Annotated in this window: 17 protein-coding genes; 12 read left to right on the plus strand and 5 right to left on the minus strand. The window is 57.4% G+C overall.

The window, feature by feature from the left end; all coding sequences use genetic code 11:
- Nucleotides 1–218 precede the first annotated feature (218 nt).
- The 4 genes from LDN84_RS03580 to LDN84_RS03595 all read left to right on the plus strand — a co-directional run bounded on the left by LDN84_RS03580 (nt 219) and on the right by LDN84_RS03595 (nt 12,126).
- Entirely contained in the window at nt 219–1,754 is a 1,536-nt protein-coding gene (locus tag LDN84_RS03580; protein WP_223908348.1) for a ShlB/FhaC/HecB family hemolysin secretion/activation protein, read from the plus strand.
- Complete coding sequence (locus LDN84_RS03585; RefSeq protein WP_223908351.1) at nt 1,751–10,018, plus strand: two-partner secretion domain-containing protein; 8,268 nt, start codon at nt 1,751–1,753, stop codon at nt 10,016–10,018. The genes LDN84_RS03580 and LDN84_RS03585 overlap by 4 nt, the downstream gene beginning before the upstream one ends.
- On the plus strand, nt 10,015–10,731 hold the full coding sequence (locus LDN84_RS03590; protein ID WP_223908354.1) for a hypothetical protein: 717 nt from the start codon (nt 10,015–10,017) through the stop codon (nt 10,729–10,731). Before LDN84_RS03585 ends, LDN84_RS03590 begins: the two co-directional genes overlap by 4 nt.
- 366 nt (nt 10,732–11,097) lie before the next feature.
- Complete coding sequence (locus LDN84_RS03595) at nt 11,098–12,126, plus strand: isocitrate/isopropylmalate dehydrogenase family protein (RefSeq protein WP_223908358.1); 1,029 nt, start codon at nt 11,098–11,100, stop codon at nt 12,124–12,126.
- Between the two features lie 40 nt (nt 12,127–12,166).
- Here the strand turns inward: LDN84_RS03595 and LDN84_RS03600 are convergent, their stop codons facing one another.
- The 4 genes from LDN84_RS03600 to LDN84_RS03615 all read right to left on the minus strand — a co-directional run bounded on the left by LDN84_RS03600 (nt 12,167) and on the right by LDN84_RS03615 (nt 18,801).
- The gene (locus LDN84_RS03600; protein WP_435405914.1) at nt 12,167–14,425 is read right to left on the minus strand and encodes a penicillin-binding protein 1A; all 2,259 of its coding nucleotides are present in this window, start codon (nt 14,423–14,425) and stop codon (nt 12,167–12,169) included.
- Nucleotides 14,426–14,680: 255 nt separating this feature from the next.
- Nucleotides 14,681–16,558, minus strand: a complete 1,878-nt coding sequence (locus tag LDN84_RS03605) for a potassium transporter Kup (RefSeq protein WP_223908361.1) — start codon at nt 16,556–16,558, stop codon at nt 14,681–14,683.
- 63 nt (nt 16,559–16,621) lie between these two features.
- Nucleotides 16,622–17,308: a response regulator gene (locus LDN84_RS03610; RefSeq protein ID WP_223908364.1), complete on the minus strand. Its 687-nt coding sequence runs from the start codon at nt 17,306–17,308 to the stop codon at nt 16,622–16,624.
- Nucleotides 17,305–18,801, minus strand: a complete 1,497-nt coding sequence (locus LDN84_RS03615) for a DUF4118 domain-containing protein (protein WP_223908366.1) — start codon at nt 18,799–18,801, stop codon at nt 17,305–17,307. Before LDN84_RS03615 ends, LDN84_RS03610 begins: the two co-directional genes overlap by 4 nt.
- 224 nt (nt 18,802–19,025) lie before the next feature.
- On the opposite strand from LDN84_RS03615, the gene LDN84_RS03620 reads away from it, so the two are divergent.
- Nucleotides 19,026–19,430, plus strand: coding sequence for a hypothetical protein (locus LDN84_RS03620; protein WP_223908369.1), 405 nt, complete (start codon nt 19,026–19,028; stop codon nt 19,428–19,430).
- Nucleotides 19,431–19,523: 93 nt separating this feature from the next.
- Here LDN84_RS03620 and LDN84_RS03625 read toward each other — a convergent pair whose 3' ends face one another.
- The gene (locus tag LDN84_RS03625) at nt 19,524–19,952 is read right to left on the minus strand and encodes a TOBE domain-containing protein (RefSeq protein WP_223908372.1); all 429 of its coding nucleotides are present in this window, start codon (nt 19,950–19,952) and stop codon (nt 19,524–19,526) included.
- A 143-nt stretch (nt 19,953–20,095) separates the two neighbouring features.
- On the opposite strand from LDN84_RS03625, the gene modE reads away from it, so the two are divergent.
- The 7 genes from modE to modB all read left to right on the plus strand — a co-directional run bounded on the left by modE (nt 20,096) and on the right by modB (nt 25,075).
- Nucleotides 20,096–20,917, plus strand: coding sequence for a molybdenum-dependent transcriptional regulator ModE (modE, locus tag LDN84_RS03630; RefSeq protein ID WP_223908375.1), 822 nt, complete (start codon nt 20,096–20,098; stop codon nt 20,915–20,917).
- A 39-nt stretch (nt 20,918–20,956) separates the two neighbouring features.
- A complete protein-coding gene (modA, locus tag LDN84_RS03635; RefSeq protein WP_223908381.1) occupies nt 20,957–21,712 on the plus strand; it encodes a molybdate ABC transporter substrate-binding protein in 756 nt (251 codons plus the stop codon).
- Nucleotides 21,713–21,767: 55 nt separating this feature from the next.
- The gene (locus LDN84_RS03640) at nt 21,768–22,154 is read left to right on the plus strand and encodes a NifB/NifX family molybdenum-iron cluster-binding protein (protein ID WP_223908383.1); all 387 of its coding nucleotides are present in this window, start codon (nt 21,768–21,770) and stop codon (nt 22,152–22,154) included.
- 1 nt (nt 22,155) lies between these two features.
- Complete coding sequence (modD, locus tag LDN84_RS03645) at nt 22,156–22,992, plus strand: ModD protein (RefSeq protein ID WP_223908385.1); 837 nt, start codon at nt 22,156–22,158, stop codon at nt 22,990–22,992.
- A complete protein-coding gene (locus LDN84_RS03650) occupies nt 22,989–23,555 on the plus strand; it encodes a nitrogen fixation protein NifQ (protein WP_223908387.1) in 567 nt (188 codons plus the stop codon). Before modD ends, LDN84_RS03650 begins: the two co-directional genes overlap by 4 nt.
- 65 nt (nt 23,556–23,620) lie before the next feature.
- Nucleotides 23,621–24,379 carry a molybdate ABC transporter substrate-binding protein gene (modA, locus tag LDN84_RS03655; RefSeq protein ID WP_223908389.1) on the plus strand — a complete coding sequence of 253 codons (759 nt, stop codon included), beginning with the start codon at nt 23,621–23,623 and terminating at the stop codon, nt 24,377–24,379.
- Nucleotides 24,380–24,394: 15 nt separating this feature from the next.
- Entirely contained in the window at nt 24,395–25,075 is a 681-nt protein-coding gene (gene modB, locus LDN84_RS03660) for a molybdate ABC transporter permease subunit (protein ID WP_223908391.1), read from the plus strand.
- Nucleotide 25,076 lies beyond the last annotated feature (1 nt).

Raw genomic sequence — 25,076 nt, forward strand, 5'->3', positions numbered from 1 at the left:
AGTCCGTTAACCCTTTTGCTGTCCGGCCTGTTCCGGTTTGTGTTGTTTGGCGACTCGTATGGGTTTTGCCGTTTTGCCTGGCTCCACTCCTGGCATCAGCCCAGCAAGCGCCACTCGTCACGCCGCGTGACCTTCGGCCGGAAACACTCTCCAAACCTCCTGCGATATTGCCGCAACCCGCCCCTGCTGAAGTGCCTCCCAATGCGGAGGAGCTTTTTGTGCATATCGGAGAAATTTCCGTCAAAGACGGTTTTCCTGAGTTGGTAACCAGCACAGAGGCGCTGTTGTCACAGGTTCGGATGCAACGCATCTCCGTCGCCAGTCTTTATAGGCTGGCGGAGTCCATCGAAATGCTTTACCACGAAGCTGGTTATGTCTTGGTCAGAGTTCTTGTGCCGCCGCAAAAATTGAATGACGGTGACACTCTGCGCTTGATCGTGCTTGATGGGTTTGTCGAACGTATTGATGCCAGTGCTGTCGATGAGCGCTCACGCAATCGCGTATGGACGGTGATGCAACGATTGGTCGGTCAGCACCGTCTGGATAGTGAGGCGCTTGAGCGCGCTCTGACACTCGCAGGACGGTCACCCGGTTTGGCGCTACGGAGTACCTTGTTGGCTGGCTCCGAGCCCGGCGGTGTCATCTTGAAGCTGGACGGCACATTCACACGCATCAGCGGATCTTTTTCTGCAGACGACCGACTCTCCAACTTATTGGGCCCTTGGCAGACCACATTACAAGTGACCTTGAACGAGCTCATTGGCGCTGGCGTGCAGTTGTATGTCAATGTATCAGGCGGACGGGACTGGGGCAGCGCGTTTCAGGGAGATGCGCCCAGGCGCGTCAGTGGTGGTGGGGCCATCATCCCTATCGGGAACAATGGCTGGTCAATCAACCCGGAATTCACCTCTTCGGTTAGCCAGCCGATGCCACAGCCAGGCGTACCCCGATCACTGAGTAACTTTGAACGCTACACCCTGCGCCTTATTTATCCGCTGATCCTTAATCGTCAGGAAGAACTGACGATCACCGGAACGCTGGATGCCACCCATCAAATCGATACCTTGCCCGACTTCCAGCTCACGGCAGCGGATGGTTCAAGCTTGGGTGCGTTTGTCCTTGATCAGGATCGCCTGCGCGTGGCACGTTTGGGTGTGAATTGGCGCAAAACACTGGCCTCCGCGGGCCACCTGAATGCCGGGGCGACGATTTCTGCTGGCATAACGAGCCTGGGTGCCCGCACCAGGGCAGACGTGGCCGTCAGCGGTATCGCCATGTCGCGCATGGATGCCAAACCAGACTTCATCAAGATTGAAGGCAACTTGGTCTACGAACAGCAGCTTCCCATGGGTTTGCAGTCCAAATCATTATTGCGCGCCCAGGCGGCGCTTAACGGCGTGCTGCCGGGGAGTGAGTTGTTCAGCCTTGACGGTGAAGACGCACTTTCCACATTCACCTCCGGTTCAATCTCCGACGACGATGGCTGGGTAGTGCGCCAGGAATTCACCAGACCCACGACTTGGCAGGTGGGTTATGCCGAAGTGAATCTTGTTCCCTATGTCTTTGGTGCGGCAGGCAAAACTTCAAGCCAGCTAGCCATTGGAATAAGCCGCGGACTCAGCAAGGCATATGGCTTTGGCATGCGTATGCAGTGGCGAAGCGTTAATTTCTCGATGGAGTACGGGCGCCATGAGTCCGAACCGTCCGCTTTGAACGACAACCAGTTTTTTGTAAAAGGTCAGGTGCAATTTTGAACCACCACTACCGCATTATCTGGAGCCAAGTATCCAGAAGCTGGATTGCCGTTTCCGAGGTTTCCAAGGGTCACTGCAAATCTGCCTCAGCGCGTCAACGCGTGGTGGGTGCGCTGGTATTACTGGGACTTTCGGCGTTCTCAATGACCTCATCAGCCCTCGACTTGCCGAATGGTGCCCGAGTGACGGCAGGGACTGCTTTGGTACAAATGCCCGCAAAGAGCACCCTGCTGGTAACCCAGAGTACGCAGCGGGCCGTGATCAAGTGGAATGATTTCAGTATCGGCCAGGGCCACCAGGTAACTTTCGCCCAGCCCAATGCCGGTGCTGCAACCCTGAATATCGTGAGTGGTACTAGCGCCTCCATGATCGCCGGTACGCTCACCTCCAATGGCTCAGTCTATCTGATCAATCAGAACGGTATTGCCATTACATCGACAGGGCTGGTGGACACCCGTGCAGGTTTTATTGCCTCAACTTTACGCATGGATGAGAACGCATTCATGGGGGGGCAGTATCTGTTCAGCGGCAAAGGGGGGGCGGTTGTTAATCGCGGTCAAATCATGACGGGCCCTGGCGGATTGGTGGGGTTGCTGGGTAGCACGGTGGCCAACGAAGGGCTGATCAGCGCCTCGCTGGGCAAAGTGGCACTTGGCGCGGGCGAGGCGGCTACGCTGGATCTCAGCGGTGACGGATTTTTGCAGGTCATGCTGCCGACCAGCGCGGTTGTATCCGATGGTCAAACACTGGTGTCGAACAGTGGTGTGATTCAGGCCAATGGTGGCATGGTCATGCTGAAGGCGGCTACTGTTCGGCAGGCCTTGCGCGAGGCTGTGAACATGCCTGGTGAAATCAGTGCTCGCGGTGTGTCTGGCCAGAATGGTGCCATTGTGCTCGAAGCGGGCCTGGGTGGCACGGTGCGTGTCGCGGGCTCGTTGATCGCTGATGGTGATAGCGTGGGTGGACGGATCGATGTGACGGGTGCCAATATTGTCCTGGAAGGCGCTTCACTCAGTGCCACAGGTGCCGAGCGCGGTGGCCTGGTACGCGTGGGCGGCGCCTTTCAAGGTGGGCGAGAGCAGCCAGCCGACTCAACGAACGCGCCCCTTTTTGCAGGACGCTTTGGTAGTACGCCTGCCATCGCCAACGCCGCGACGACCCGTATTGATGCCACCAGCAACATCAATGTTTCTGCCACCGGTGTGACTGGAACGGGCGGCACCGCCATTGTCTGGAGCGACAGAACCACCGTGATGGACGGTGCTATCTCGGCGCGTGGCGCATCAGCAGGTGGTGCCGTGGAGGTGTCTGCCAAGTCCACCGTGCAATCGGTTGCGCTGAAGCGTATTAACCTGGGCAAGGGTGGCAATCTCTTGATTGATCCGCAAGACATCGTGATCGACTCATCCGGGACGGACACCACCGCGAACTATAGTTATGCGATGCTTGGCACCATTACCCATTTGCTGGATACAGATGTCACGGCCTTGCTCAGTGCCGGTACCACCGTCAGCCTGCAGGCCAGCCAGGACATTAGCTGGCTGGGTAACGCCTATGTGAAACGAACTCCCACGATGCCAGGCGGCAATCTGAACTTATCGGCAGGGCGCTCGGTGATGCTCAGCGGCATCTTCACCACGGCAGATGGCAATTGGACCATCGTGGCCAACGACACAGCCGCGCATGGCGTGGTGGATGCTGAGCGGGGTGCTGGCACCGCTTTGATTGACGTACGCAACGCCAACTTTATCAACAGCAACGGCAACCTCTCGCTGACCCTGGCCGACGGCGCGGGAAATACGAATCGCGAAGTTGATCGCATCTCGCTCGGCAAGTTCAATGGCAACGGCCTGACGGCGGCAATCTCATCAACAGCCATGCCAGCCTATGGCACTACGCAGATACTGCTGACTGAGGACATCAATGTCAGCGGTAACATCAGCCTGACGGGCAATCTGCAGGTTTCGTCAATGAGTCCCGTGCTGTCGCTGAGTGGGCAACGCGTGACCTGGACCGATGAAAAAGCCGGCAGCTCTATTAAGGGCGAAGGGGCAATTAAATTCATTGAAAACGGCGTAACCACGCGCTTTGGACATTTGTTTGGTAGCGATGCCGTCCGGTTGGGGCTTGGCGACAGTCCTGTCCTCGGCCTGACCCGAGTTTATGGTGACAGTGACCCTGGCATGGCTGATGTATTGGCACTGACTTCTCCACTGCATGTTGCGGCGCATTCTGCAACGGTAGTAGCACCCGATTCCTTGGGTGCGATTTTGAGTGCCAACTCGCTTGATGTTGTTGGACCTGGGGTATTGGCTTCGGCGGGTAGCTACAACCTCACCTTGTCAGCGACTAATAGTTTGGCTTTCTCGAGTGGACTCAGCAGTGGCTACTTCATCGACCTGGCGCCCGCCAGCATTCCATTGACGATCACTCGGCGTACCGTGACGCCAACGGTGTCTGCAGGGGCTTACATCTACGGTTCACCCACCGCAGTGACCAGCCTTTCCGGTGTGGTGAATGGCGATGTCCTGAATCCGGTCGCGACGCTGAACAGTACTGTGGGTGTCACGATGGCCAATAACGGCTCTGGTTTTGGTTTCGCAGAAACCGTTGCAGCAGGACTATCCAACTTCAGCTTGACGGGTCTCTCAGGCACCAAGGCAGGTAACTACACACTGGACTTGAGCGGTGTGATTGGAAACACATTGGCCATCACGCCAAAGGCACTGAACTATGTCGCGGCCAGTGGCGGCCAAATCTACGGATCGTTCGGCACGATGCCTTCGGCCAGCCTTAGCGGCATGGTTGCTGGTGATGATGTAACACCTGTAGTGGCTCTCAATGCCGCAGGTCAGCCGGTCAGCCTGACAGACCGGCTGCCTGCGGGAACCTATGTGTCTGACGTGTCCAGTCTCATCGGGAGCAAGGCAGGCAATTATTCGGTTGCTGCAAACGGCAACACCTTGGGCCACTATGTGGTTGACCCAAAGCCCGTTTCTGTAACCTATAACTCATCACCCGTAGTGAGCACTTATGGAACGCAGATCACGCTGGAGGCTCCCGCGCTCACGGGAATTCTCTCGGGCGATACCGTCACGGGAATCGTTGGCGCATCCTTGTCTGGCGTGCCGGTCGCACTCACTCCGACGACACCTGCAGGCAACTACTCGGCGCTTGTGACCGGCCTGAGTGGTGCGAGTAGCAGCAACTACGTGGTGACGGGGAGCAACAACTATGGATCGATATCCATCGCCAAAAAAACACTGACCTATACCGGGACGGACTCTTCCCAGGTCTATGGGCTTTTCACCTTGCCGTCGCCCACGCTGAACGGTATCGTTGGCAGCGACATTGTTAGCGCAGACCAACGCATAACCCCGCTAACCGCCTATCTGGCGGGTGCCAGCGGCGCCTATGCAGTCGGGAGCTACCTCGTTGACCTAGTTCGGTTAACGGGCAGCAGTGCCACAAATTACACTTTGGCTTCGTCAGGAAACACCGCGAGCCAGGTTGCCATCACACCCAAGCCTGTCACATTTTCACTGGCTTCAGCCAACAGCACGTATGGTACAAATGCTGTTCTACCCACTGCCTACCTGTCTGGCATCGTCAGCGGCGATATAGTTGGCGCTGGATCGGTCATATCCGTTGGCTACGGTGCTACGGTACTCAATGCCAACACTGCGGTCGGCCACTACACCTTGGGAATTGCCGACCTGACGGGTGATGGTGTTTCTAATAATTACATGTTGGCCAACAGTGGCAACACTACTGGCATGCTCACCATCGCGCCGAAGACGCTGACGTGGGCAGTCGCCAATGGTGCAGGGATCTACGGCAATGCGCTGACCAATTTGACAATGCTCAGTGGACTGGTGTCGGGTGACAGTGTCGGCACCACCATTGCCGCTTTTGATGGAAGCGGTATGGCCCTGACACGTCCCGCAGTAGGCACCTATGACGTTGGTGTCACATCGCTAACCGGGCCGCTGGCGACGAACTATGCGCTTGCCACCATTGGCAACACAATGGGGACGATCAACATCGGGCCGCGCGCCTTGACGTACACCATTGCGTCAACACATTCTGTGTATGGCACGCTGGCGCAAAACGGTGCTGTTGTGCTCAGTAATGTGCTGCCTGGTGACAGTGTGGGCACGGCAACAGTGGGCTACCAAGTTGCGACAGCCCCTGTCGTACTGACAGAGCGCAGTCCTGTCGGAACCTATACCGCGGAGGTTACGGCACTGACCGGCGGTAACCCCAACTACGTGATTGCAAGCACAGGCAACACCAAGGGGGTGCTGACCATTGCGCCCAAACCAGTGACATTCAGCACGGCCAACGCCAGTTCAACTTACGGTACAGCGGCTGTACTTGAAGCTGGTACCTTGAGCGGGATATTGGCTGGCGATATGGTGGTGCCTGGCGCGACCACATTGGCTACCGGTGCGTTGCCAACGGATCGATCTGCCGTGGGCAGCTACGCATTGATCACATCCAGTCTTTCTGGACCACAAGCTGGAAACTACACCGTGACAATGATTGGGTCGAGCAGCGGGAAGTTGGACATTGCACCTAAGCCGCTGACGTACTCGTTGGATGTCTACTGGCAGCAGCAGCGCCTCCCTGATACAGTGACTTACGGCGATGTTTTTCGTTTCGGCGGTCTGACTGGCTTCGAGAAAATTAGCTTTGCAGGCTTAGCCAATTCGTCGGGTGTTGTCGCCACCTTGTCAGGCGTATTGGCTGGCGACGACGTCGGCTTTCAGGTGAACTCGCCAACCCTGCCGGTTTCCACATCCGGTGCGTATACGGTTGGAACTTATCGCTGGACTGGCGGGGCGCTGTCTTCTTCTAACTATGTCCTGGCTACAACCGGCAATACCGACAAGACATTGACCATTTTGCCCAAGCTTTTGCAAGCCTGGACTGTTGGTGATACTAGAAATATATACAGCCCTTATCAGGTTGAGTACGGCTCAACAGCAGGTGCCGTACCGGGCGTCAAGTTGAATTTAGACTCCTTTTTTATTAGCTCTGGCCATGTACTAAAAAACGTAGATCAGGTGGCAGCGACAGCGGAATATGTCACGCCCCAGGGCCATGTTGAACGGCTGGCGGAGCGCCAAGCTGCGGGTGAATACCTGGTTGCAATGAAAGGGGGGCTCACTGGTGCGGATGCTGGCAACTACGTTGTTGCAAATAAAAATGAACAGATATTCTCCGTCAAACCCAAGCTAGTCACGGCCCAGTTTCTTGATACGTATAGCACCTACGGCGAGGCAGCCGGAACACCCAATCCCGTGTTGTCAGGCGTATTGCCCGGCGACTCGTTGGGCACCAAGATATCGATTAATGGCAATGCAAACTTCGTTTTGGATCCCCGAACGCCTGCGGATCGTTACTACGTTGGGTTAGCCGGGAATACAGGGGCTGATGCAGGAAATTACTTGATCGTTGGGCAGCAAAGTCAGCTAGCCAACTATTTTTGGCCAAACTACCCTGGAATTTTTGGAACGTTGAAAATCAGGCCCAAGCCGCTGACCGTGGTGGCCGATGCTGCGAACTACGCCATTACCTATGGTGACTACATAACAAAAGATATGGCCCTCACAGGCGTATTGCCTGGTGATAATGTTCAAGTTACGCCCAAGGCGCAACCCATACAACTCAATAGCGGCGAGCCTCTACTCGCCAGGGACATTAACGGCGCGCGCCTGGATTCTGGTTCCTACGACATTCGGGCCGAACTGTCGGGATCCTCGTCGTCCAACTATATATTGCCCACATACCAGCCGTTCGGACACATTGATGTGGCCAAGTTTAAGTTGACCGCCTTAGCCAAAAGGACCATCACTTACGGAGATACGGCTTACTTTGACTCTGTGCAGGTGCAAGGCGTAGGCGGAGACCAACTGGGTTACACGACCAGCTTCAGTCGCATCCTTGGTGTGCCCACCATGGTGAATGGGTATATCAATGCCGGTATCTATCTGTTAGACCTTAGCGCCAGATATGGGCCCACTTACAACTACGATATGCCGAGCACGCAATTGGTGGCGGTTCTTCCACGGGAATTGACCTGGCAACCGGCCGCGGCCTCGACAATTACTTACGGTGCCGCTACGCCCATTAATTTGGGAACGCTGTCAGGTATGTTCCCGTGGGACGATGTGAACCTCAAGACCGCAACGATCGGATCGCTTGCAGACCGCCCCCTGACTCCCGACAAAGCTTTTTGGGCAGATCAAAAGACTTATTCCTTTACCGATCAGCCTGGTTCAAAAAGAATGGATGTCGGCCAGTACAGCATGCCGGTGACAACCGGTGGCCTTGTAGGCGCGCAGAGCGGCAACTACGTGCTGCCACCCATCAAGTCGTCAGTCGCTCTCACCGTTACTCCTAAGTCAATCACCTATTCGGTGACGGATGTGAAAGGTCAATATGGCAACTACCAAGCTTGTGATCCCCGCTTTTGTAGCAATCCTTGGATTCCTGGCATTCGTGAGGGAAATATCACGCTGAATGGTGTATTTGAAGATGATAAATACGTCCCTGATCCGCGTTTAACGTCTGTGCTCGGGGTGCAAGGAACACTCGGCTTATTCGATGCCAATGGGGTAAGTGGCACCATCACTGCGACTACACCAATCGGCAAGTACCGTCAGGTCGTGACGGGATTGACCGGTGTCCATGCAAAAAACTACATGATCGACCAGGCAGGAAGTCACATCGGCGAGATGGAGATCACACCGATGTGGCTCACATACACAACAACTAGTGCTATTTATCTGCCAGGGCCAGGGTTAATCGGTAAGCCGGGCATTCCCACGCTACGTGGACCCAATGGCACACCGATCAATGGCGATGACGTACGGTCAATCGTTGGAATCAGTGACCCAAGCGGTAAAGAAGTGTTCAACTTGTCCGACCTGATTGAGGGGCGCTACAGCTTCTATGTCACAAGATTGGCGGGCAAAGATGCCGCCAACTACCGTACTCTTCCGAATACCTTTTACACACGCGATGCTCCTTACAGTAACTCCGACATTGGAACACTTGACGTATTTTCTGATACCCGGTTTGGCATGCGTGACACCTCCACGATGGCCGTTCCCACGGTGCCGCACTATGACCCGCCCGTGCCGGCACCTCCCACCACGGCGCCGTTGCTGCCTACGTACTCAGTCGATACCAAGACAGGGACGAAGACCGGTACAAGTACCACCCTCGGCGATGCCACACTGAGTGAAGAGTCCCAAGTCGCGGCCGGTGCGTCGGCAGGCGCTAGTTCGACGGGTGCCAATGCACATGCTGATGCCAACGCGGAAACAAAGTTAACTGCGGATTTCGGCGATGGCTCTCTTTCGGTCGGTGGCAAGGCCGGCGCAAGCGCTGACGCGTCGCTGGGTAAAGATGGTGTGAAAGTCGGTGGACAAGCCTCCGCGAGCGCCAATGTGGAGGGCGGAGGAGGTGGGTCTGCTGGGCCAGTGGGCGACCTCAAGGGGTCCGGCACACTCGAAGTCACGGCCGGTGCAAAAGGCGAGGGGACGGCCACCCTGAAGGACGGGAAGATTTCAACTGGCGGGGATCTTTCTGCAGGAGTTGGCGCATCTGCGACCGGTCAATTTGGGGTTTCCGGCAGTGTTGGAAGTGCGGACGCAACAGCAACCTTGGTATCTCCCGGCTCTGTGGGCGGTTCGGGCAGCGCCAGTGCGGGGTATTCTGATGGTGCAGTGTCTGTGTCCATGAACCTGGGTGCCAAACTGGGGATAGGTGGGTTTAATCTGAAACTCGATTTCTCCATCAATGTCGGTGACATTGTGGGCGACCTCGAAGATGCTTTTGAGCCGCTGACCAGCGCTTTTGGTGGATCAAAGAAACAAAAAGACCCGGTCGGCGATGCCTATCGAATGGCCGAAAGTCTGAAGGGTGACCCGCTGCGGCGACTGGCCTTCCTGCAACAAAACTCTGATTGGAAAAGTTATGACGAAAAGGCAATTTTCAGTATGAAATTGGAACTTAGTCGTTTCGAGGCCTTGTTGGAGGGCTACCCACAATTAATCGCTTACCAACAAAGTTCTCAGGCAACGATGCTTCAACTGCTCAAGAGCGATCCAGCAGCAGCTATCGCATACGCTCACACCAATGAATTCAATCGACAAGTTAGCGATTGGGAGGGCGGTATCCTGCAAAGTGCAGAGTCGCTCGGCCTCAAATTTGTTGTTAATGGGACCTCCATGAGTCTGGCCAACCTATGAACCAACTTATTCTTCGCTATGTGTTAGCCAGTACCTTGTTAACAGCCTCCTGTCAGATTGATGCCCAAGAAAAATTGGTTGCGCTGTCGATGACAGGGCAACCGCAGTCCTATTCGCTGCACGCTGGCGCTTACAAAGTCATGGGCTACGGCAACGCCCATTTTGGAATGAGCGTTGACGAGGTCAAGGTGCTCATCACCCAAGACTATTCTCACACGCTGGGCAGTTTAAAAGACGAGATTGACCCGGCCCAAAAGACCCGTGTTCTCACCATGGTAGTGCCCGAGCTGGTTCCTGGCCCTGGGCCCGCGACCATCAGCTACGTGTTTGGTGCGACGAGCAAAAGACTTATCGCGGTCAATGTGTACTGGTTGGTCACGGGCATGGCGACGGACGCTCAACAAGCGCAGCTCACCGAGGCTGCCCGGGTGCTGGCCGCCGATCTGGTTGGCTACCGCTGGCCGATCTTCACTGTCGCGCGCGGTCATGTGCTGGCCCCGGGCGTGTTGTTGGTGTTTGCCGGCAAAGACGCAGTGGGTGGAGGCATTGAGGTTCGCCTGAACGGTGTCGCCTACACGCTTGAGGCGCGTCAAGCGAGTGTCGCATCTGTGGCCACCCCGGAAACCCTTGTAGTCCCCCGTGGGCCTGCTCAGCTCAGGTTTTCGATGGTGGCGAACGTTGACAAGCCAGATATTGAGACTTTGCCAAACTGACGTTCAAGCGGCTCAAACCGTTTGACTTGGCCCGCTATAGCAGCGCAAGTCAATGGAAATATGGCTGATGCAGAGTCATCTGATGCTGCGATCCAAAGACTGTCATGAACACGTGTTTCATGAATTGGTCAGGTGCTTTCTGACGAACATCGGCTATCTGCCGCGCTGTAATGCCCAAAAAACCCAGGCCACCTCCGCAGCGGTTAAGCCTTGTTGGACTACACAGAACCCAACCTGCCCCGGTGCTTTTCCCGTTTGTGGTTCAAGCAAGCTTTACACTGCAGCGGTACCCCCGTCCGAGGTCGGCCACCGGCAAGACCAGCGACCATGCCTCGTCACCTGTTCACCCCATTGAGAGGATTGCGTATGACCACCCCCATTCAAGCCACATTGATTCCCGGAGACGGCATTGGCCCTGAAATTGTCGATGCCACGCTGGCCGCGCTGGATGCACTGGGTGCCCCGTTTGAGTGGGACCGCCAGATCGCCGGTCTTGGCGGCGTGCAGGTGGCGGGTGATCCGCTGCCCCCAGCCACACTCGACAGCATCCGGCGCACCCGGCTGGCGCTCAAGGGGCCGCTGGAAACCCCGTCCGGAGGCGGCTACCGGTCTTCCAATGTGCGTCTGCGTGAAGAGTTTCAACTCTATGCCAACCTGCGCCCAGCCCGTACCATCATTCCCGGTGGACGCTTTGACAACATTGACCTGGTGGTGGTGCGTGAGAACCTTGAAGGCCTGTACATCGGCCACGAGCACTATGTGAAGATCGACAACGACCCCCACGCCGTGGCCATGGCCACCGGCATCAACACCCGCGCGGGTGGCCTGCGGCTGCTGGAATACGCGTTTGAACATGCCGTGACCACCGGCCGCAAAAAGGTCACCATCGTGCACAAGGCCAACATCATGAAGGCGCTCACCGGGATTTTTCTGGAAACCGGGCTGGACTTGTATGAGCGCAAGTACAAGGGCAAGTTTGAGCTGGACACGGTGATCATTGATGCCTGCGCCATGAAGCTGGTGATCAACCCCTGGCAGTTCGACATGCTGGTCACCACCAACCTGTTTGGTGACATCCTGTCAGACCTGGTGGCCGGTCTGGTTGGTGGTCTGGGCATGGCACCTGGTGCAAACATTGGTGCCGATGCTGCAATTTTTGAAGCGGTTCACGGCTCTGCGCCAGACATTGCTGGCAAAGGCATTGCCAATCCCATTGCCCTGTTGTTGGCCGCTGGCATGATGCTGGATCACTGCAAACTGCCTGAGATGGCCACCAAATTACGCACCGCCATTGATGAGACGCTCAACATTGACAAGGTACGCACCGGCGATCTGGGTGGCACGGCAGGTACCGCCGAATTCACCAAGGCGCTGGTTGGCCGGATCAAGTGCTGAAACGCAATCCTGTAGGGGGTGGACCAGCGCAACAGGCTTTTTATGGGCTCATCCACTCCTTGAACAGTTGGACAAAGTCCAGGTCGATGGCTCGCATGGCCTTGTCGTTCTGAAATTCATCATATTGCCAGTCACCCTGCACCTGCGATACACCAGCGGGTTGCGGAGCCTGGTAAGGTGGTTTGTTGGCCAGTGCGACCCGCATGAAGTCGATCCAGATAGGCAGGGCCAGCGTGGCACCAAACTCGCGCCCACCCAGGGATTTGGGATCGTCATACCCCATCCACGCCACTGCCACGGTAGACCCGCTGTAGCCAGCAAACCAGCCGTCAAAGGCTTCGCTGCTGGTGCCGGTTTTGCCAGCCAGATCCTGGCGTGCCAGCTTTTGTGACGCGGCTGCTCCGGTGCCCGAGATGGTGACTTCGTGCAGCATGCTGGTGGTGACGAAGGCATTACGCGCATCGAGGACCCGGTTGCTCTCCTGCCCAGGCACTACTGGCTTGGCTTCAAACAACACCGTACCACGCGTATCCACCACTTTTTGAATCAGGTAGGGGTTGATCTGGAACCCGCCATTGGCAAACACCGAATACGCCCCTGCCATTTGCAGCGGGGTGACTGCACCAGTGCCCAAGGTCAGCGTGTAGTTCAGCGGTTGCTTGGCGGCCTCGAAGCCAAAGCGCGGCAAGAAGTCGTGTGCGTACTGCGGCGTGATGGCACGCAGCAAGCGCACGGCAGCCACGTTTTTGGATTGGGCCAGCGCCGTGCGCAGGGTGATGGCACCGTCGTACACATCGTCGTCGTTCTGTGGCGTCCAAGGCTGTCCGCCGGTTTCTGCGCTGCTCAAAGTCAGTGGTGCATCGTTGACCAGGGTGGCTGGTGAGTAACCTTTGTCCAGGGCTGCCGAATAGATGAAGGGTTTGATGGCCGAGCCGGGCTGACGCCAGGCTTGGGTCACGTGGTTGAACTGGCTGGCATTGAAATCAAAACCACCCACCAGAGCCCGGTAGGCACCGGTCTGGTTGTTCAACGCCACAAAGGCGGCTGCCACGGCCGGTAGTTGCGAGATGCTCCAGCGACCACGGCTGTCCTGCACCACCCGTATGACAGAGCCCGGCTTGAGTTGGATTGCCGACTTGGGTGACAGTGCCGCGGCCGCCCAGCGCAGGCCGTCTCCCGTCAGTTCGACCACGTTGCCATTGGCCAGCACCGCACGCAGGCTTTTGGCGATGACCTGGGTCACCACGGCTGCGACCAGCTTGTCGCTGGCGGGGTGTTTGAGCAAGGTGGTTTCGATCAGTTTTTGGCGTTCATCCGCATGGGTGGGTAGTGTGATAAAGGCTTCAGCGCCGCGGTAGCCGTGGCGCTGATCGTAAGCCATGACGTTGCGGCGCACGGCATCAAACGCAGCGTCCTGCTCGGCTTGTACCAGCGTGGTGGTGACGACGATGCCGCGGGTGTAAGTCTCTTCCTTGAACTGCGCATACATGGCCTGGCGCACCATTTCAGCCGCGTATTGCGCATGGTTGTTGAAGGACCGGCCTTCGGCAATCACTTGGATGTTTTCCTGCGATGCCTGTTTGTACTGCGGCTCGGTGATGTAGCCAAGCTCTCGCATGCGCTTCAAGACCAGGTGCTGGCGCTGCTTGGCACGTTGCGGATTAACCACCGGGTTGACGAGCGAGGGTGACTGTGGCAACCCCGCCAGCATGGCTGCTTGGGCAATGCTCAGATTCTTGAGTGGTTTGCCAAAGTACACACGTGCCGCGCTGCCAAAGCCATAAGCCCGTTGGCCCAGATAAACCTGGTTCATGTACAGCTCCAGAATCTGGTCCTTGGTCAGCGTGCGCTCAATTTTGTAGGCCAGCATGACCTCGGTGATCTTGCGGGAAATCAGTTTTTCTTTGGTGAGAAAAAAATCTCGCGCCACCTGCATGGTGATGGTGGATGCGCCTTGCTTGAGCCCACCCGTCAAGTCGGCAATCACGGCACGTGCCACACCCTTGAAATCGACACCGCTGTGCTCGTAAAAACGGGCGTCTTCAATGGCCAGCAGCGCCTGCTTTTGAATCAGCGGAATATCTTTGATGGCCACAAAGTCACGCCGCTCCTGGCCGAACTCGCCAATCAGCACGTTGTCACTGGTGTAGACGCGCAACGGAATTTTGGGCCGATAGTCCACCAGCGCATCAAGCTCTGGCAAATCCAGAGGTGTGGCGGCAAATACCAGCGTGGTGGCCAGCATCCACATCAGCAGGAGCCGGAAGAAAAAGGCGGGAATGGAAGGAATTGAGGTCATTGGATCAACAGACCAGAGTGGTACCCAAAGGCCACCAGGTGAACACACAGCAGGTGCTGGCTGAGGGCATTATCGCCACTGGCACCCGCCTTGCTTGGTGGCCATTCGAAACGGCACCTGCAAAAGTGTAACTTTGCGTGAAGCTGAATACACATCGCAAAGGAATTGAATGCTATATTTTCTATAGCTTATTGTGCTTTATTTTAAAGCGCTAGAGGTCAAAACGTATGAAAAATTTCCCTGAAAAATGTAGCCTTAAATCTGTACCCGCGTTCCCAGCTCAATCACACAGTTGTTGGGCAGGTGAAAGAAGCCCGCCACGCTGCCGGAGTTGCGTGACATCAGTGCAAACAGGGCTTCGCGCCAATGGGCCATGCCGGTACCTTTGGTCGGCACGATGATTTCGCGGCTAAGGAAGTACGAGGTTTCAAACAGGTTGATCGGCAAGCCGTGTGCGGCGCACAGCTCCAGCGCTTTGGGAATGTCAGGCGTGTTCTTGAAGCCATAGTTCACTTGCACCCGCCAAAACCCGGGGGCCAGGGTCTCCACCTGCACCCGTTCCTCAAAGGGTATCCAGGGCACCTCATGGAACACCACCGTGAGGATCAGGTTGCGCTCGTGCAACACCTGGTTGTGTTTCAGGTTGTGCATCAAGGCCTGAGGCACAGTACCGGCATTGGCCACCGCATACACCGCGGTGCGCTGCACCCGGTGCACGCTGTCTGCCGACAAACCCTCAATGAAAGGCAGCAACTCGGGGTCACCGCTGCGAATGCTCTCAATCAGCAACTCGCGCCCGCGTCGCCAAGTGGCCATGACAACAAAAATCGCTGCGCCCAGTGCCAGCGGGAACCAGCCGCCCTGGAAGAATTTGAGCGAACACGAGACTACCAGCAACACGTCCAGCGTCAGGAACACGGCGGTGGCGGCCATCGCCACCGGCAAAGGGTAACGCCAGCCGTTGCGGATCACAAAAAAGGTCAGCAAGGTGGTGATCAGCATGGTCACCGTCACCGCAATCCCGTAGGCCGCCGCCATGGCTGATGAACTGCCAAACCCCACCACGGCCAGCAGCACGGCAGCCAGCAGCAGCCAGTTCACCTCAGGCATGTAAATTTGCCCCATCTCTTTGGCGGAGGTGAAGTGCACCTCCATGCGTGGCAGCAAGCCGAGTTGCACCGCCTGCTTGGTCATGGAGTAGGCCCCGGAGATCACCGCCTGGGACGCAATCACTGTGGCCAGCGTGGCCAGCACCACAGCGGGGATCAGCCAGGCATCAGGGAATAAGCGGTAAAACGGGTTCTCAAGCGCTGATGGGTCACGCATCAGCAGTGCGCCCTGACCCATGTAGTTGATGGTCAACGCGGGCAACACCAGGCCACCCCAGGCGAACTGGATCGGGTGTTTGCCAAAGTGCCCCATGTCGGCATACAGCGCCTCTGCCCCGGTGAAGGCCAACACAATAGCCCCTAGCGCGACGAACATGTGCCAACCTTGCGCACTCAAAAATCGTAGCGCATTCAGCGGGTTAAGTGCCGCCAGGATGGCGGGTTGCTGGATGATTTCAAGCGTACCCACTGCCGCCAGCACGCCAAACCACACCATGATGACAGGGCCAAACAGCTTGCCAACCAGGCTGGTACCAAAGCGTTGCATGGCAAACAGCACTACCAGCACGGCGCTGCAAATCGGCAATACATAGGGTTTCAGCGCCGGGGTGACCACTTCCAGGCCTTCCACTGCGCTGAGTACCGAAATGGCCGGGGTGATCACGCTGTCACCATAAAAAAGAGCTGCACCAAACACGCCAAGCAATAGCAGAATCAAACGCTTGTGCGGATCGGTTCCAATGGCATTGCTGGCCAGGGCGGTCAGCGCCATGATGCCTCCCTCGCCCCGGTTGTCGGCCCGCAAGATGAGCAACACATATTTCAAGGTCACCACCATCATCAAGCCCCAGAAAATCACCGACACGGCGCCGATAAGGTGGATTGCATCCAGGGGAATGCCGCTCGCCGGGTTGAAAACTTCTTTCATGGTGTAGAGCGGGCTGGTGCCGATGTCCCCATACACCACCCCCATCGCACCCAATGTCAAAGCCGCAAGGCTTTCACGGCTAGCTTCATGACTCATGGCAATCCGATCAATTGAACAAACCTGTACTGTCGTGGCTGCAGTATCAGGAACGCATAAGGATCAAGCCACTGCCAGGCGGTAACCCACGCCGGTTTCGGTCAGTAAATGGCGCGGCTCAGCGGGATCACGTTCAATCTTGGCGCGCAGTTGTGCCATGTACAGGCGCAAATAATGGGTGTGTTCTGTGAATTCCTGGCCCCACACGTCGCTCAGCAACTGCCGGTGCGTTACCACTCGCCCGGCGCTGCGCACCAAGCGGGCCAGCAAATTAAATTCGGTCGGTGTCAGGTGTAGTGACTGCCCTCGGCATTGCACTTGGTGCAGTGTCAAGTCCACGCGCAAATCGTCCAGTTCATGCACGGTGACTGATGCCGTCACCATGGTGCCACGATGCCGCAGCGTCACCCGAATACGCGCCAGCAACTCCCCCACGCTGAAGGGTTTGGTCAGGTAATCATCAGCCCCGGCATCCAGTAGCTGGATTTTTTGTGCCTCCTGGTGGCGCGCCGAGACCACCAGGATGGGTAAGGTGTGGCGTTGACGTACCTCGTGCACCAGCAACGCACCATCCCCATCGGGCAGCCCCAAATCCAGCACCATGATGTCCGGCAAGGCGTGCTGCAGCAGAGCTTTGGCCTCGTTCACAGATACGGCGGTCTGCACTTCAAAGCCCTCGATGGACAGGCTCGATTGCATCAAGGCGCGAATCTCGCGGTCGTCCTCAACCACTAACACCCGTAGACTCATAGGGACACACTCGCAGGTTGGTTTTTCTCCAGCGGCATACAAAACATGAAACTGCTGCCTCCGTCGGTGCGCTGTTGAAAGGTCAGTGTTCCGCCATGGGCATGGGCAATGGCACGGCAAAGGGCCAGGCCGAGCCCGGCACCTCGTTGGCCGGACACATCACCCCGGGTGTAGGGTTCAAACATGGTTACCTGGTCTTCCGCTGTGATGCCCGGCCCCCGGTCGTTGACGCAAACCTGCATCTCCTGTGCGCTGGTGGTGACCGTCAGGTCGATGGCATCTGTGCTGTATTTGAGTGCGTTGTCCAGCAGGTTGTCCAGCAGTTGGGCTAGCAACACAGAGTCGGCTTTGATCAATGGCAGCCCCTTCGGCACTTTGGACTTGATGCGCCTTGTGGGATCGTGTTGGCGCTCCCGGGCCAGCACCGCGCCGACAATTTCCTCCATTGACTCCCAATCCCGGTGTATTCCCCCGGATGTATTGTTCAAGCTCACCAATTGCAGGGTGTTTTCCGTCAGCGTGCACAGGTAGCTGGCCTCGCGGACGATGCTGCCCAGCAGGCGATCCTGCTCCTGCATGCTCAGTTTGTCCCGTTGAGTTTGCAGTGCAGAGGCCGCTCCGACCACCGCAGCCAGCGGGGTACGCAAGTCATGCGAGATGGCTGCAAGGTAGGTGCTTTGAAGCTGCTGGCGTTGCACTTCGCTTTGAGCCGCGCGCATGGAACTGTCCAGACGCAGGCGTAGCAAGGCTTGCCAGAGCAAGGTGCATAGAGCCTGTGCATGCTCGCGTCCGTCAGTGTCGCTGGCCATGGCTGGTTGGACACAAGCCGCACCACTCATTTGATGTTGGTCGCCCAGCGGCAGGTACCAGGCATCCAGGCCCGGCCAGCGCCCGGTGCCCGGCCCGAGTACCGCTAGTTCGCGCATGCAGCAGTTCAACCCGTCTCGCACCATAGACGCCAGGTCAGCGGGCACCTCCAGTTCGCCATCGGCGTTACGCAGCACCACTAAATTAGGTCCCTCAAAGGCTTCATCCAGCGCTGCCCGCCCCATATCTGCCATGTCTTGCGCCAAAGTCAGGCCAGACAAGCCGCTGGCTAGTTCCTGCAATTGCCTGGCACGCCGCGCATTCAGGCGGGCCATGTCGGTTTCACGGCGCAAACTCGCAGCAAGGTGACTGATGGTCAGAGCCACCAGCAGCATGGTGAACAAGGTGATCAAGTGCTCCCGGCTGTCCACCTCAAAGGTCCAGCGCGGCGGTACAAAAAAGAAGTTGAAGGCAACCACTGCACCGACTGCGCACACCACCGACTCGATCCAGCCCAAGGTGTAGGAAGCGATCACCACCGCCAGCACGTAAATCATGGCCTGGCTGGTCAGTGATACGTGGCGCTCCAACAGCAACCCGGTAGCCGTGGCCACGACCCACAACAAGGCCACAACACCCCAAGACTGGAGGGGATGCGGCAACACTGAAGAAGGGGCAGTTTTCATGATGTCGTCAGCGTATCACCACGTATATCAGGATTGCATAAGGAGTTTTTCACGGCTCACAGGCACGCTATTTGCGTAGGTATATAACGACAGCTGATTTTTTGAACTAGCGATACCCGGCGGATAACCCTCTGCCGATGGTGTAGCCAACAAGACAAACCAGCGTCGGTTTTCAAACAAAGCGTGTAACGAATGTCACACGCATGACCACTTGGAGAGTACAAATGGGCACATCGCTATTCATCAATACACCTAACGAAATTCGTCCAGACTGCCCTAATCGCCTGGGGTACGGCACGCGCTGGGAGGATGAATTGCCGCCAGCCCTGAAAGATCTGGTGGTGCCCCCTATCAGTTTTGATGTGTTCAAGGAATACGAGTTGCAGGCCGACCGCACCTGTGGATGTGATGCGACCAACCAACCCTGCTATTGCGCATTCCGGCTGATCCAGACGCAACTGCGCTCGGACGATGATGAAGTGTATTTTGAGGAGCCGGTGTATGCCGAGTCCATCACCTCCTGGCGCTTGCTTGACGAGCGTTGGTTGATCTGCCACACCACGGTGGCCAGTTTTGATGATGCGGCGGTTCAAACCCGGTTCTCGCTCAGCGATGCCATGCCGCGCTGAAGGGGACACTTTTTCATGCAAAAAGTGATGAATCACGACAAACCTGACACCTTGCAGGCCAACACGGCGACACACGCCGCCGTGCTGAATCGCCTATACGGGCACACCAACCAGTACATGGCTGGCCTTGAACAAGGCGACAACGGGGGTACCTTCGGTCAGGTTCATATCCGCCACCGCCGCATTGGTGACCATGGCGCTGATGGGCGAGCCGCCGGGCAGCATGATGTTCACCTGGCAGTTGACAGCACCTTTAACAAAGCTGCTGACCGTGCCATGCAACATGTTTCTGGCGCTGAATCGGTATTGCGGCGTACCGGCAAGCAAGGTTACCCATGGGGTTTTCACAACGGCGATGGCATCCGCACCCATGCCAAGCCCGAGCGATTTCACACTGCCCTCGGTCAGCATGGCCACGATTTTGTCCCCGCCCGAGGTGGTGATTTCAACTTCTGCGTTGATGGGCCCCTCTTTGAGTTCGGTGACCTTGCCTTTGAAAACGTTTCTTGCACTGATGCTCATGTTGAATTTCCTTGGTTGAGATGGAATGACTCTTTGTATAAGAGGCGGCCCGATCATGCTGAAAACCGTTCAGTCTTTACAACCACAGCGCACAGATGTGCCGAGCATTTTCAAATGCCCGACGCGAGCAAGGTGGTTTCGCCATGACCGTCAACGCCACCAAACTCACCGGCAAGCTGTTGATCGACACCGCCATGGGCAGCTTTCTGGGGGACAAGCGCATCCGTCTGCTGGAGGCCATCGATACAACCGGGTCCATCTCGCAGGCTGCCAAAGCGGTGCCGCTGTCCTACAAAGCGGCGTGGGACGCGGTGGATGACATGAACAACGTTGCGCCCGAACCGCTGGTGAACCGCGCCGTTGGAGGTCGCCACGGGGGGGGCACCGAGCTCACCGCCTTTGCCCGGCGACTGATTGCGTTTTACCGCGCGCTGGAGAAAGAGTCCCAGTTGGCCCTGGAGAAACTGACCCGCAATCTGGCGCAAAACGGTGTCTGTGATGTAGACGATTTTCGGCAAGTGTTAAGGAGAATGTCCATGAAAAGCAGTGCCCGCAATCAGTTCGCTGGCCCCGTGGTGGCCATCAAGGAGGGTGTGGTGGATGCCGAGATCAGCATTCAACTGGCACCTGAGCTGGTGTTGACCGCTATCGTGACCCGTGAATCGGCCGAGAACCTGGGGCTGGTCATGGGCCGTGATGTGCTGGCCTTTGTCAAGGCTTCATCGATTCTGCTGCTCACCGGTGACGACGGCCATATCTCGGCCCGCAACCGCTTCACCGGAGTCGTGACCCGACTTCATCAGGGGGCGGTGAATGCCGAGGTCACCCTGTCCATGCCGGGAAGCCAGCATGTGATCACCGCCGTGGTGACCGATGACAGTGTCAAGCGCATGGGCCTGGCCGTGGGCCAGCGCGTAACCGCTGTGTTCAAAGCCTCCAGCGTGTTTTTGGCCGCCATGGAGTAGTCCATTTTCTCCCATTCAGTTTTTCAAAAGGAGTTAGTCATGAAACCTTCGCGTCTTATTTCCACCTTGTTGGTGGCCCTGGTGGCCACCGTGTCCAATGCACAAGCCGATGAGATTTCGGTAGCCGTGGCTGCCAACTTCACCGCACCCATGAAGCAGATCGCCGAGGTTTTCGAGAAAGAGACGGGTCACAAAATTCAGGCTGCATTTGGAGCCACGGGCAAGTTTTATGCACAAATCAAAAATGGTGCCCCTTTTGATGTGCTGCTGGCTGCAGATGACGAGACACCCACCAAGCTGGTGAAAGAAAACGCCGCCGTGGCTGGCAGCCAGTTCACCTACGCCATGGGCAAACTGGTGCTGTGGTCGGTCAAACCAGCCATCGTTGACCAGGCGGGTGAGGTTCTGAAAAAGGGGGGCTTTGACCATATCGCCTTCGCAAACCCCAAACTGGCCCCTTATGGCGCTGCGGCGGTAGAGACCCTGAAGTCCATGGGGGTGTATGACACGCTGCAGCCCAAAGTGGTCACCGGCGAAAGCATTGCACAGACTTACCAGTTTGTCAGCTCTGGTAATGCGCTGCTGGGCTTTGTGGCCCTGTCACAGGTACTGAAGGACGGAAAAATCGAGGGTTCCTCCTGGGTCGTTCCTGCCAAGCTGTACAGCCCGATTCGTCAGGATGCGGTCATTCTGGAAAAAGGCAAGGGCAAACCGGCGGCTGAAGCCCTGATGAAATTCCTCAAAGCGGACAAGGCCAAAGCCATCATCCAATCCTACGGCTACGAATTGTCATAACAGGCACGGAAATGGCTTGGTGTTTCACACGATTCACTTCACCGGACGCTTGATCATGAAAATTGCTGTTGCCACCAAAGACAACTGGACTCAGGTTTCGGGGCACGCGGGTCAGACCCGCCACTGGCTGGTATTTGACTGCCAGCCAGGTGCTCCGCTGCCCGCGCCCGTGCGCATTGAGCTCAGCAAAGAACAATTGCCACACCACTTCAAAGACGACAGCCCGCATCCGCTGCATGGGGTGGAGATCATGGTGACCGCCAGTGCCGGCACTGGCTACATGCGGCACATGGAAAGCTGGGGTGCCCAGGTGTTGCTGACGGGGGAAACCGACCCGGTGATGGCCTTGAACAAGATCCTGTCAGGCGAGGCGCTGGCAGACCCCCGCTTTGATGTCACCACCACGCTATGCAAATTACGCGACCTGTTTTCGCGCCATTGACATGTCCATTCTGAACACTTTCCAACTGTGGGCTTTGCTCGACGACGATGTGCCTTGTGGTGACCTCACCACCCAGGCGCTGGGCATCGGGCTGCAACCTGCACAGCTTGAGTTCCGTGCCCGGCAGCCCATGACGGTGTGCGCCATCGAAGAGGCGGTTGGTCTGTTTGCGCTGGCGGGTGCCCAGGCACAGTGGCTCGTCCGCTCGGGAACACCGGTAGAGGCGGGTGATTTGCTGCTGCAGGCGCAAGGCTCCGCAGCCAGTTTGCATCGCGCCTGGAAAAGCGCCCAGACGCTGGTGGAATGGGCCAGTGGCTTGTCCAGCGCTACGGCCGCCATCGTCGCTGCTGCCAATGGGGTGGCGGTGGCCTGCACGCGCAAAAATGTGCCCGGCACCAAAGCGCTTTCCGCCAAGGCCGTGCGCGCTGGTGGCGGCATCATGCACCGGCTGGGGCTGTCTGAATCGCTGCTGGTTTTTGCTGAACACCGGCTCTTTCTGGGTGAATCCCCGGCGCAAACGATTCAGCGCTTGCGCCAAGCAGAGCCGGAGAAAAAAATGGTGGTCGAGGTGGCGAGTGTGGAAGAAGCCCTGCTGTGGGCTGACGCGGGCTGTGATGTGCTGCAACTGGAAAAATTCACACCCGACACCGTGGCCACCTGCCGCCAGGCCATTCACCGCCATGAGGCCCCACGCCGTCCACTGCTTGCCGCTGCCGGCGGTATTCGCGCGGACAACGCCGCTGCTTATGTGGCTGCCGGGGCCGATTTTCTGGTGACCTCCTCACCCTACACCGCCCCACCCAAAGATGTGCAAGTAAATTTCGGGAGAGTCTTATGAACCCATCCCACGATTGCCGTGCATTGTTGCTTGAAGAACTGCTGAGAAGGCCTGTCGATGCCACGGCCCGGGCCGACCCGTTGCGCCCGATCCTGGCCAGTTTGCTGGCCGGGCGCTCACTGCAGCAAGGGGTGTTAACCGCCACGCTGGGCTTGCCAGAAGCGTTTTTTCAGTCACTCTGGTGCGACTACTTTCCAGGTGCCCACCTCAATCTGCAGGATGGCCCCGGTGAACACATTGTCGAGCTGGAAGATCTGCTGAATTTGCTGCTGGAATACCGTGCCGGGGCTCGGGAATCCGAGGTCTGGCTGGCCCACATCGTGGCCTACAGCTGCTGTGGCCGCAACCACCTGTGGCAAGACCTGGGCCTGGCCAACCGGGGTGAACTCTCCACCCTGATGACCGTCGCCTTTCCTGCTCTGGCGACTTTGAATGTGGGCGATATGAAGTGGAAGAAGTTCATCTACCGCCACTACTGCGCCCGTGAAGGCATTTACGTGTGCCCGGCACCGTCATGCGGCGAATGTGCCGATCACGCCAAGTGTTTTTCGCCCGAGGTGTAGCAGGGGTATCCCCACACACACCGTTGTCACACCACCGCCACTTCGCCTTTTTCAAGGACTTCGCCATGCCATCTTCCCGCCTGTTATCCCTGTTGCTCGCCAGCCTGATGGGCTGCTGTGCCACGCTGTCGTATGCCGATGAAGTCTCGGTGGCAGTGGCGGCCAACTTCACCGGCCCGATGGAAAAAATCGCTCCTGCATTTGAGAAGGCCACCGGCCACAAGGCGTTGGTGGCCTACGGCACGGTGGGCAAGTTCTACGCCCAGATCAAAAACGGCGCACCGTTTGAGGTACTGGTCTCCGCCGATGACGAAACCCCGATCCGGCTGGAAAAAGACGGCCTGGCCGAGGCCCCCAGCCGTTTCACCTACGCCATCGGCAAGCTGGTGTTGTGGAGCGCCAAGCCAGGGCTGGTGGATGACAGGGGTGAGGTGCTCAAGCGTGGTGGTTTTCAGCGTCTGGCCATCGCCAACCCCAAGGTCGCGGTGTACGGAGCGGCCGCCGTGGAGGCCATGAAAAAACTGGGCGTGGACGCGGCGTTGGAGTCCAGGCTGGTCTATGGTGAAAACATCACCCAAACCTACCAGTTCGCCGCCACCGGCAATGCCGACCTGGGTTTTGTCGCCTTGTCACAAATCTACAAAAATGGCCAATACGCACCCGGTTCGTACTGGCTGGTGCCGCCTACGCTGTACCCGCAGATTCGTCAAGACGCGGTGTTGCTGTGGCGTGGCAAGGCCAATGTTGCGGCCACCGCGTTTTTGGCCTACCTGAAAAGTGATGCCGCCAAACAGGTGATCAGCGCCTACGGCTATGAGTTTTGAGACCAGGAGCGTGCCATGTTGTTGAATCACGGTGACCTTCAAGCCATCTGGCTGACGGTGCGCCTGGCCAGCATCGTGACGCTGATCCTGCTGCTGGTGGGTACACCTATCGCCTGGTGGCTGGCACGCAGCAAGGCGTGGTGGAAAGGGCCGGTGGGTGCGGTCGTAGCTTTGCCGCTGGTGTTGCCGCCTTCGGTGCTGGGCTTTTACCTGCTGCTGGCGATGGGGCCGAACGGCCCGGTGGGGCAGATCACTCAGACATTGGGCATCGGGCTGTTGCCTTTTACCTTCTGGGGGCTGGTGCTGGCCTCGGTGTTTTATTCGCTGCCCTTCATGGTGCAGCCCTTGCAGAACGCCTTTGAGGCCATGGGTGAGCGTCCGCTGGAAGTTGCGGCCACCTTGCGAGCCTCACCACTGGATGCGTTTTTTACCGTGGCGGTACCGCTGGCTCTGCCGGGTTTTCTGACAGCAGCCATCCTCACCTTCGCCCACACCGTGGGTGAATTTGGCGTGGTGCTGATGATTGGTGGCAATATTCCGGGCGAAACCCGCGTGGCTTCAGTGCAAATTTACGACCATGTGGAGGCTATGGAGTACATGCAAGCGCATCGCCTGTCTGCCGTGATGCTGGTGTTCTCTTTCCTGGTGCTGCTGGCACTGTACGCTTGGCGGCCTAGTCCGAAGAAAGGGGCCTGAC

Source organism: Rhodoferax lithotrophicus (assembly GCF_019973615.1).
Classification (GTDB): Bacteria; Pseudomonadota; Gammaproteobacteria; order Burkholderiales; family Burkholderiaceae_C; genus Rhodoferax; species Rhodoferax lithotrophicus.

Coding starts and splice junctions, on each gene's coding strand:
- LDN84_RS03590 (WP_223908354.1), top strand. CDS start 10,015: ATGAACCAACTTATTCTTCGCTATGTGTTAGCCAGTACCTTGTTAACA.
- LDN84_RS03595 (WP_223908358.1), top strand. CDS start 11,098: ATGACCACCCCCATTCAAGCCACATTGATTCCCGGAGACGGCATTGGC.
- LDN84_RS03600 (WP_435405914.1), bottom strand. CDS start 14,425: ATGACCTCAATTCCTTCCATTCCCGCCTTTTTCTTCCGGCTCCTGCTG.
- LDN84_RS03605 (WP_223908361.1), bottom strand. CDS start 16,558: ATGAGTCATGAAGCTAGCCGTGAAAGCCTTGCGGCTTTGACATTGGGT.
- LDN84_RS03610 (WP_223908364.1), bottom strand. CDS start 17,308: ATGAGTCTACGGGTGTTAGTGGTTGAGGACGACCGCGAGATTCGCGCC.
- LDN84_RS03615 (WP_223908366.1), bottom strand. CDS start 18,801: ATGAAAACTGCCCCTTCTTCAGTGTTGCCGCATCCCCTCCAGTCTTGG.
- LDN84_RS03620 (WP_223908369.1), top strand. CDS start 19,026: ATGGGCACATCGCTATTCATCAATACACCTAACGAAATTCGTCCAGAC.
- LDN84_RS03625 (WP_223908372.1), bottom strand. CDS start 19,952: ATGAGCATCAGTGCAAGAAACGTTTTCAAAGGCAAGGTCACCGAACTC.
- modE (WP_223908375.1), top strand. CDS start 20,096: ATGACCGTCAACGCCACCAAACTCACCGGCAAGCTGTTGATCGACACC.
- modA (WP_223908381.1), top strand. CDS start 20,957: ATGAAACCTTCGCGTCTTATTTCCACCTTGTTGGTGGCCCTGGTGGCC.
- LDN84_RS03640 (WP_223908383.1), top strand. CDS start 21,768: ATGAAAATTGCTGTTGCCACCAAAGACAACTGGACTCAGGTTTCGGGG.
- modD (WP_223908385.1), top strand. CDS start 22,156: ATGTCCATTCTGAACACTTTCCAACTGTGGGCTTTGCTCGACGACGAT.
- LDN84_RS03650 (WP_223908387.1), top strand. CDS start 22,989: ATGAACCCATCCCACGATTGCCGTGCATTGTTGCTTGAAGAACTGCTG.
- modA (WP_223908389.1), top strand. CDS start 23,621: ATGCCATCTTCCCGCCTGTTATCCCTGTTGCTCGCCAGCCTGATGGGC.
- modB (WP_223908391.1), top strand. CDS start 24,395: ATGTTGTTGAATCACGGTGACCTTCAAGCCATCTGGCTGACGGTGCGC.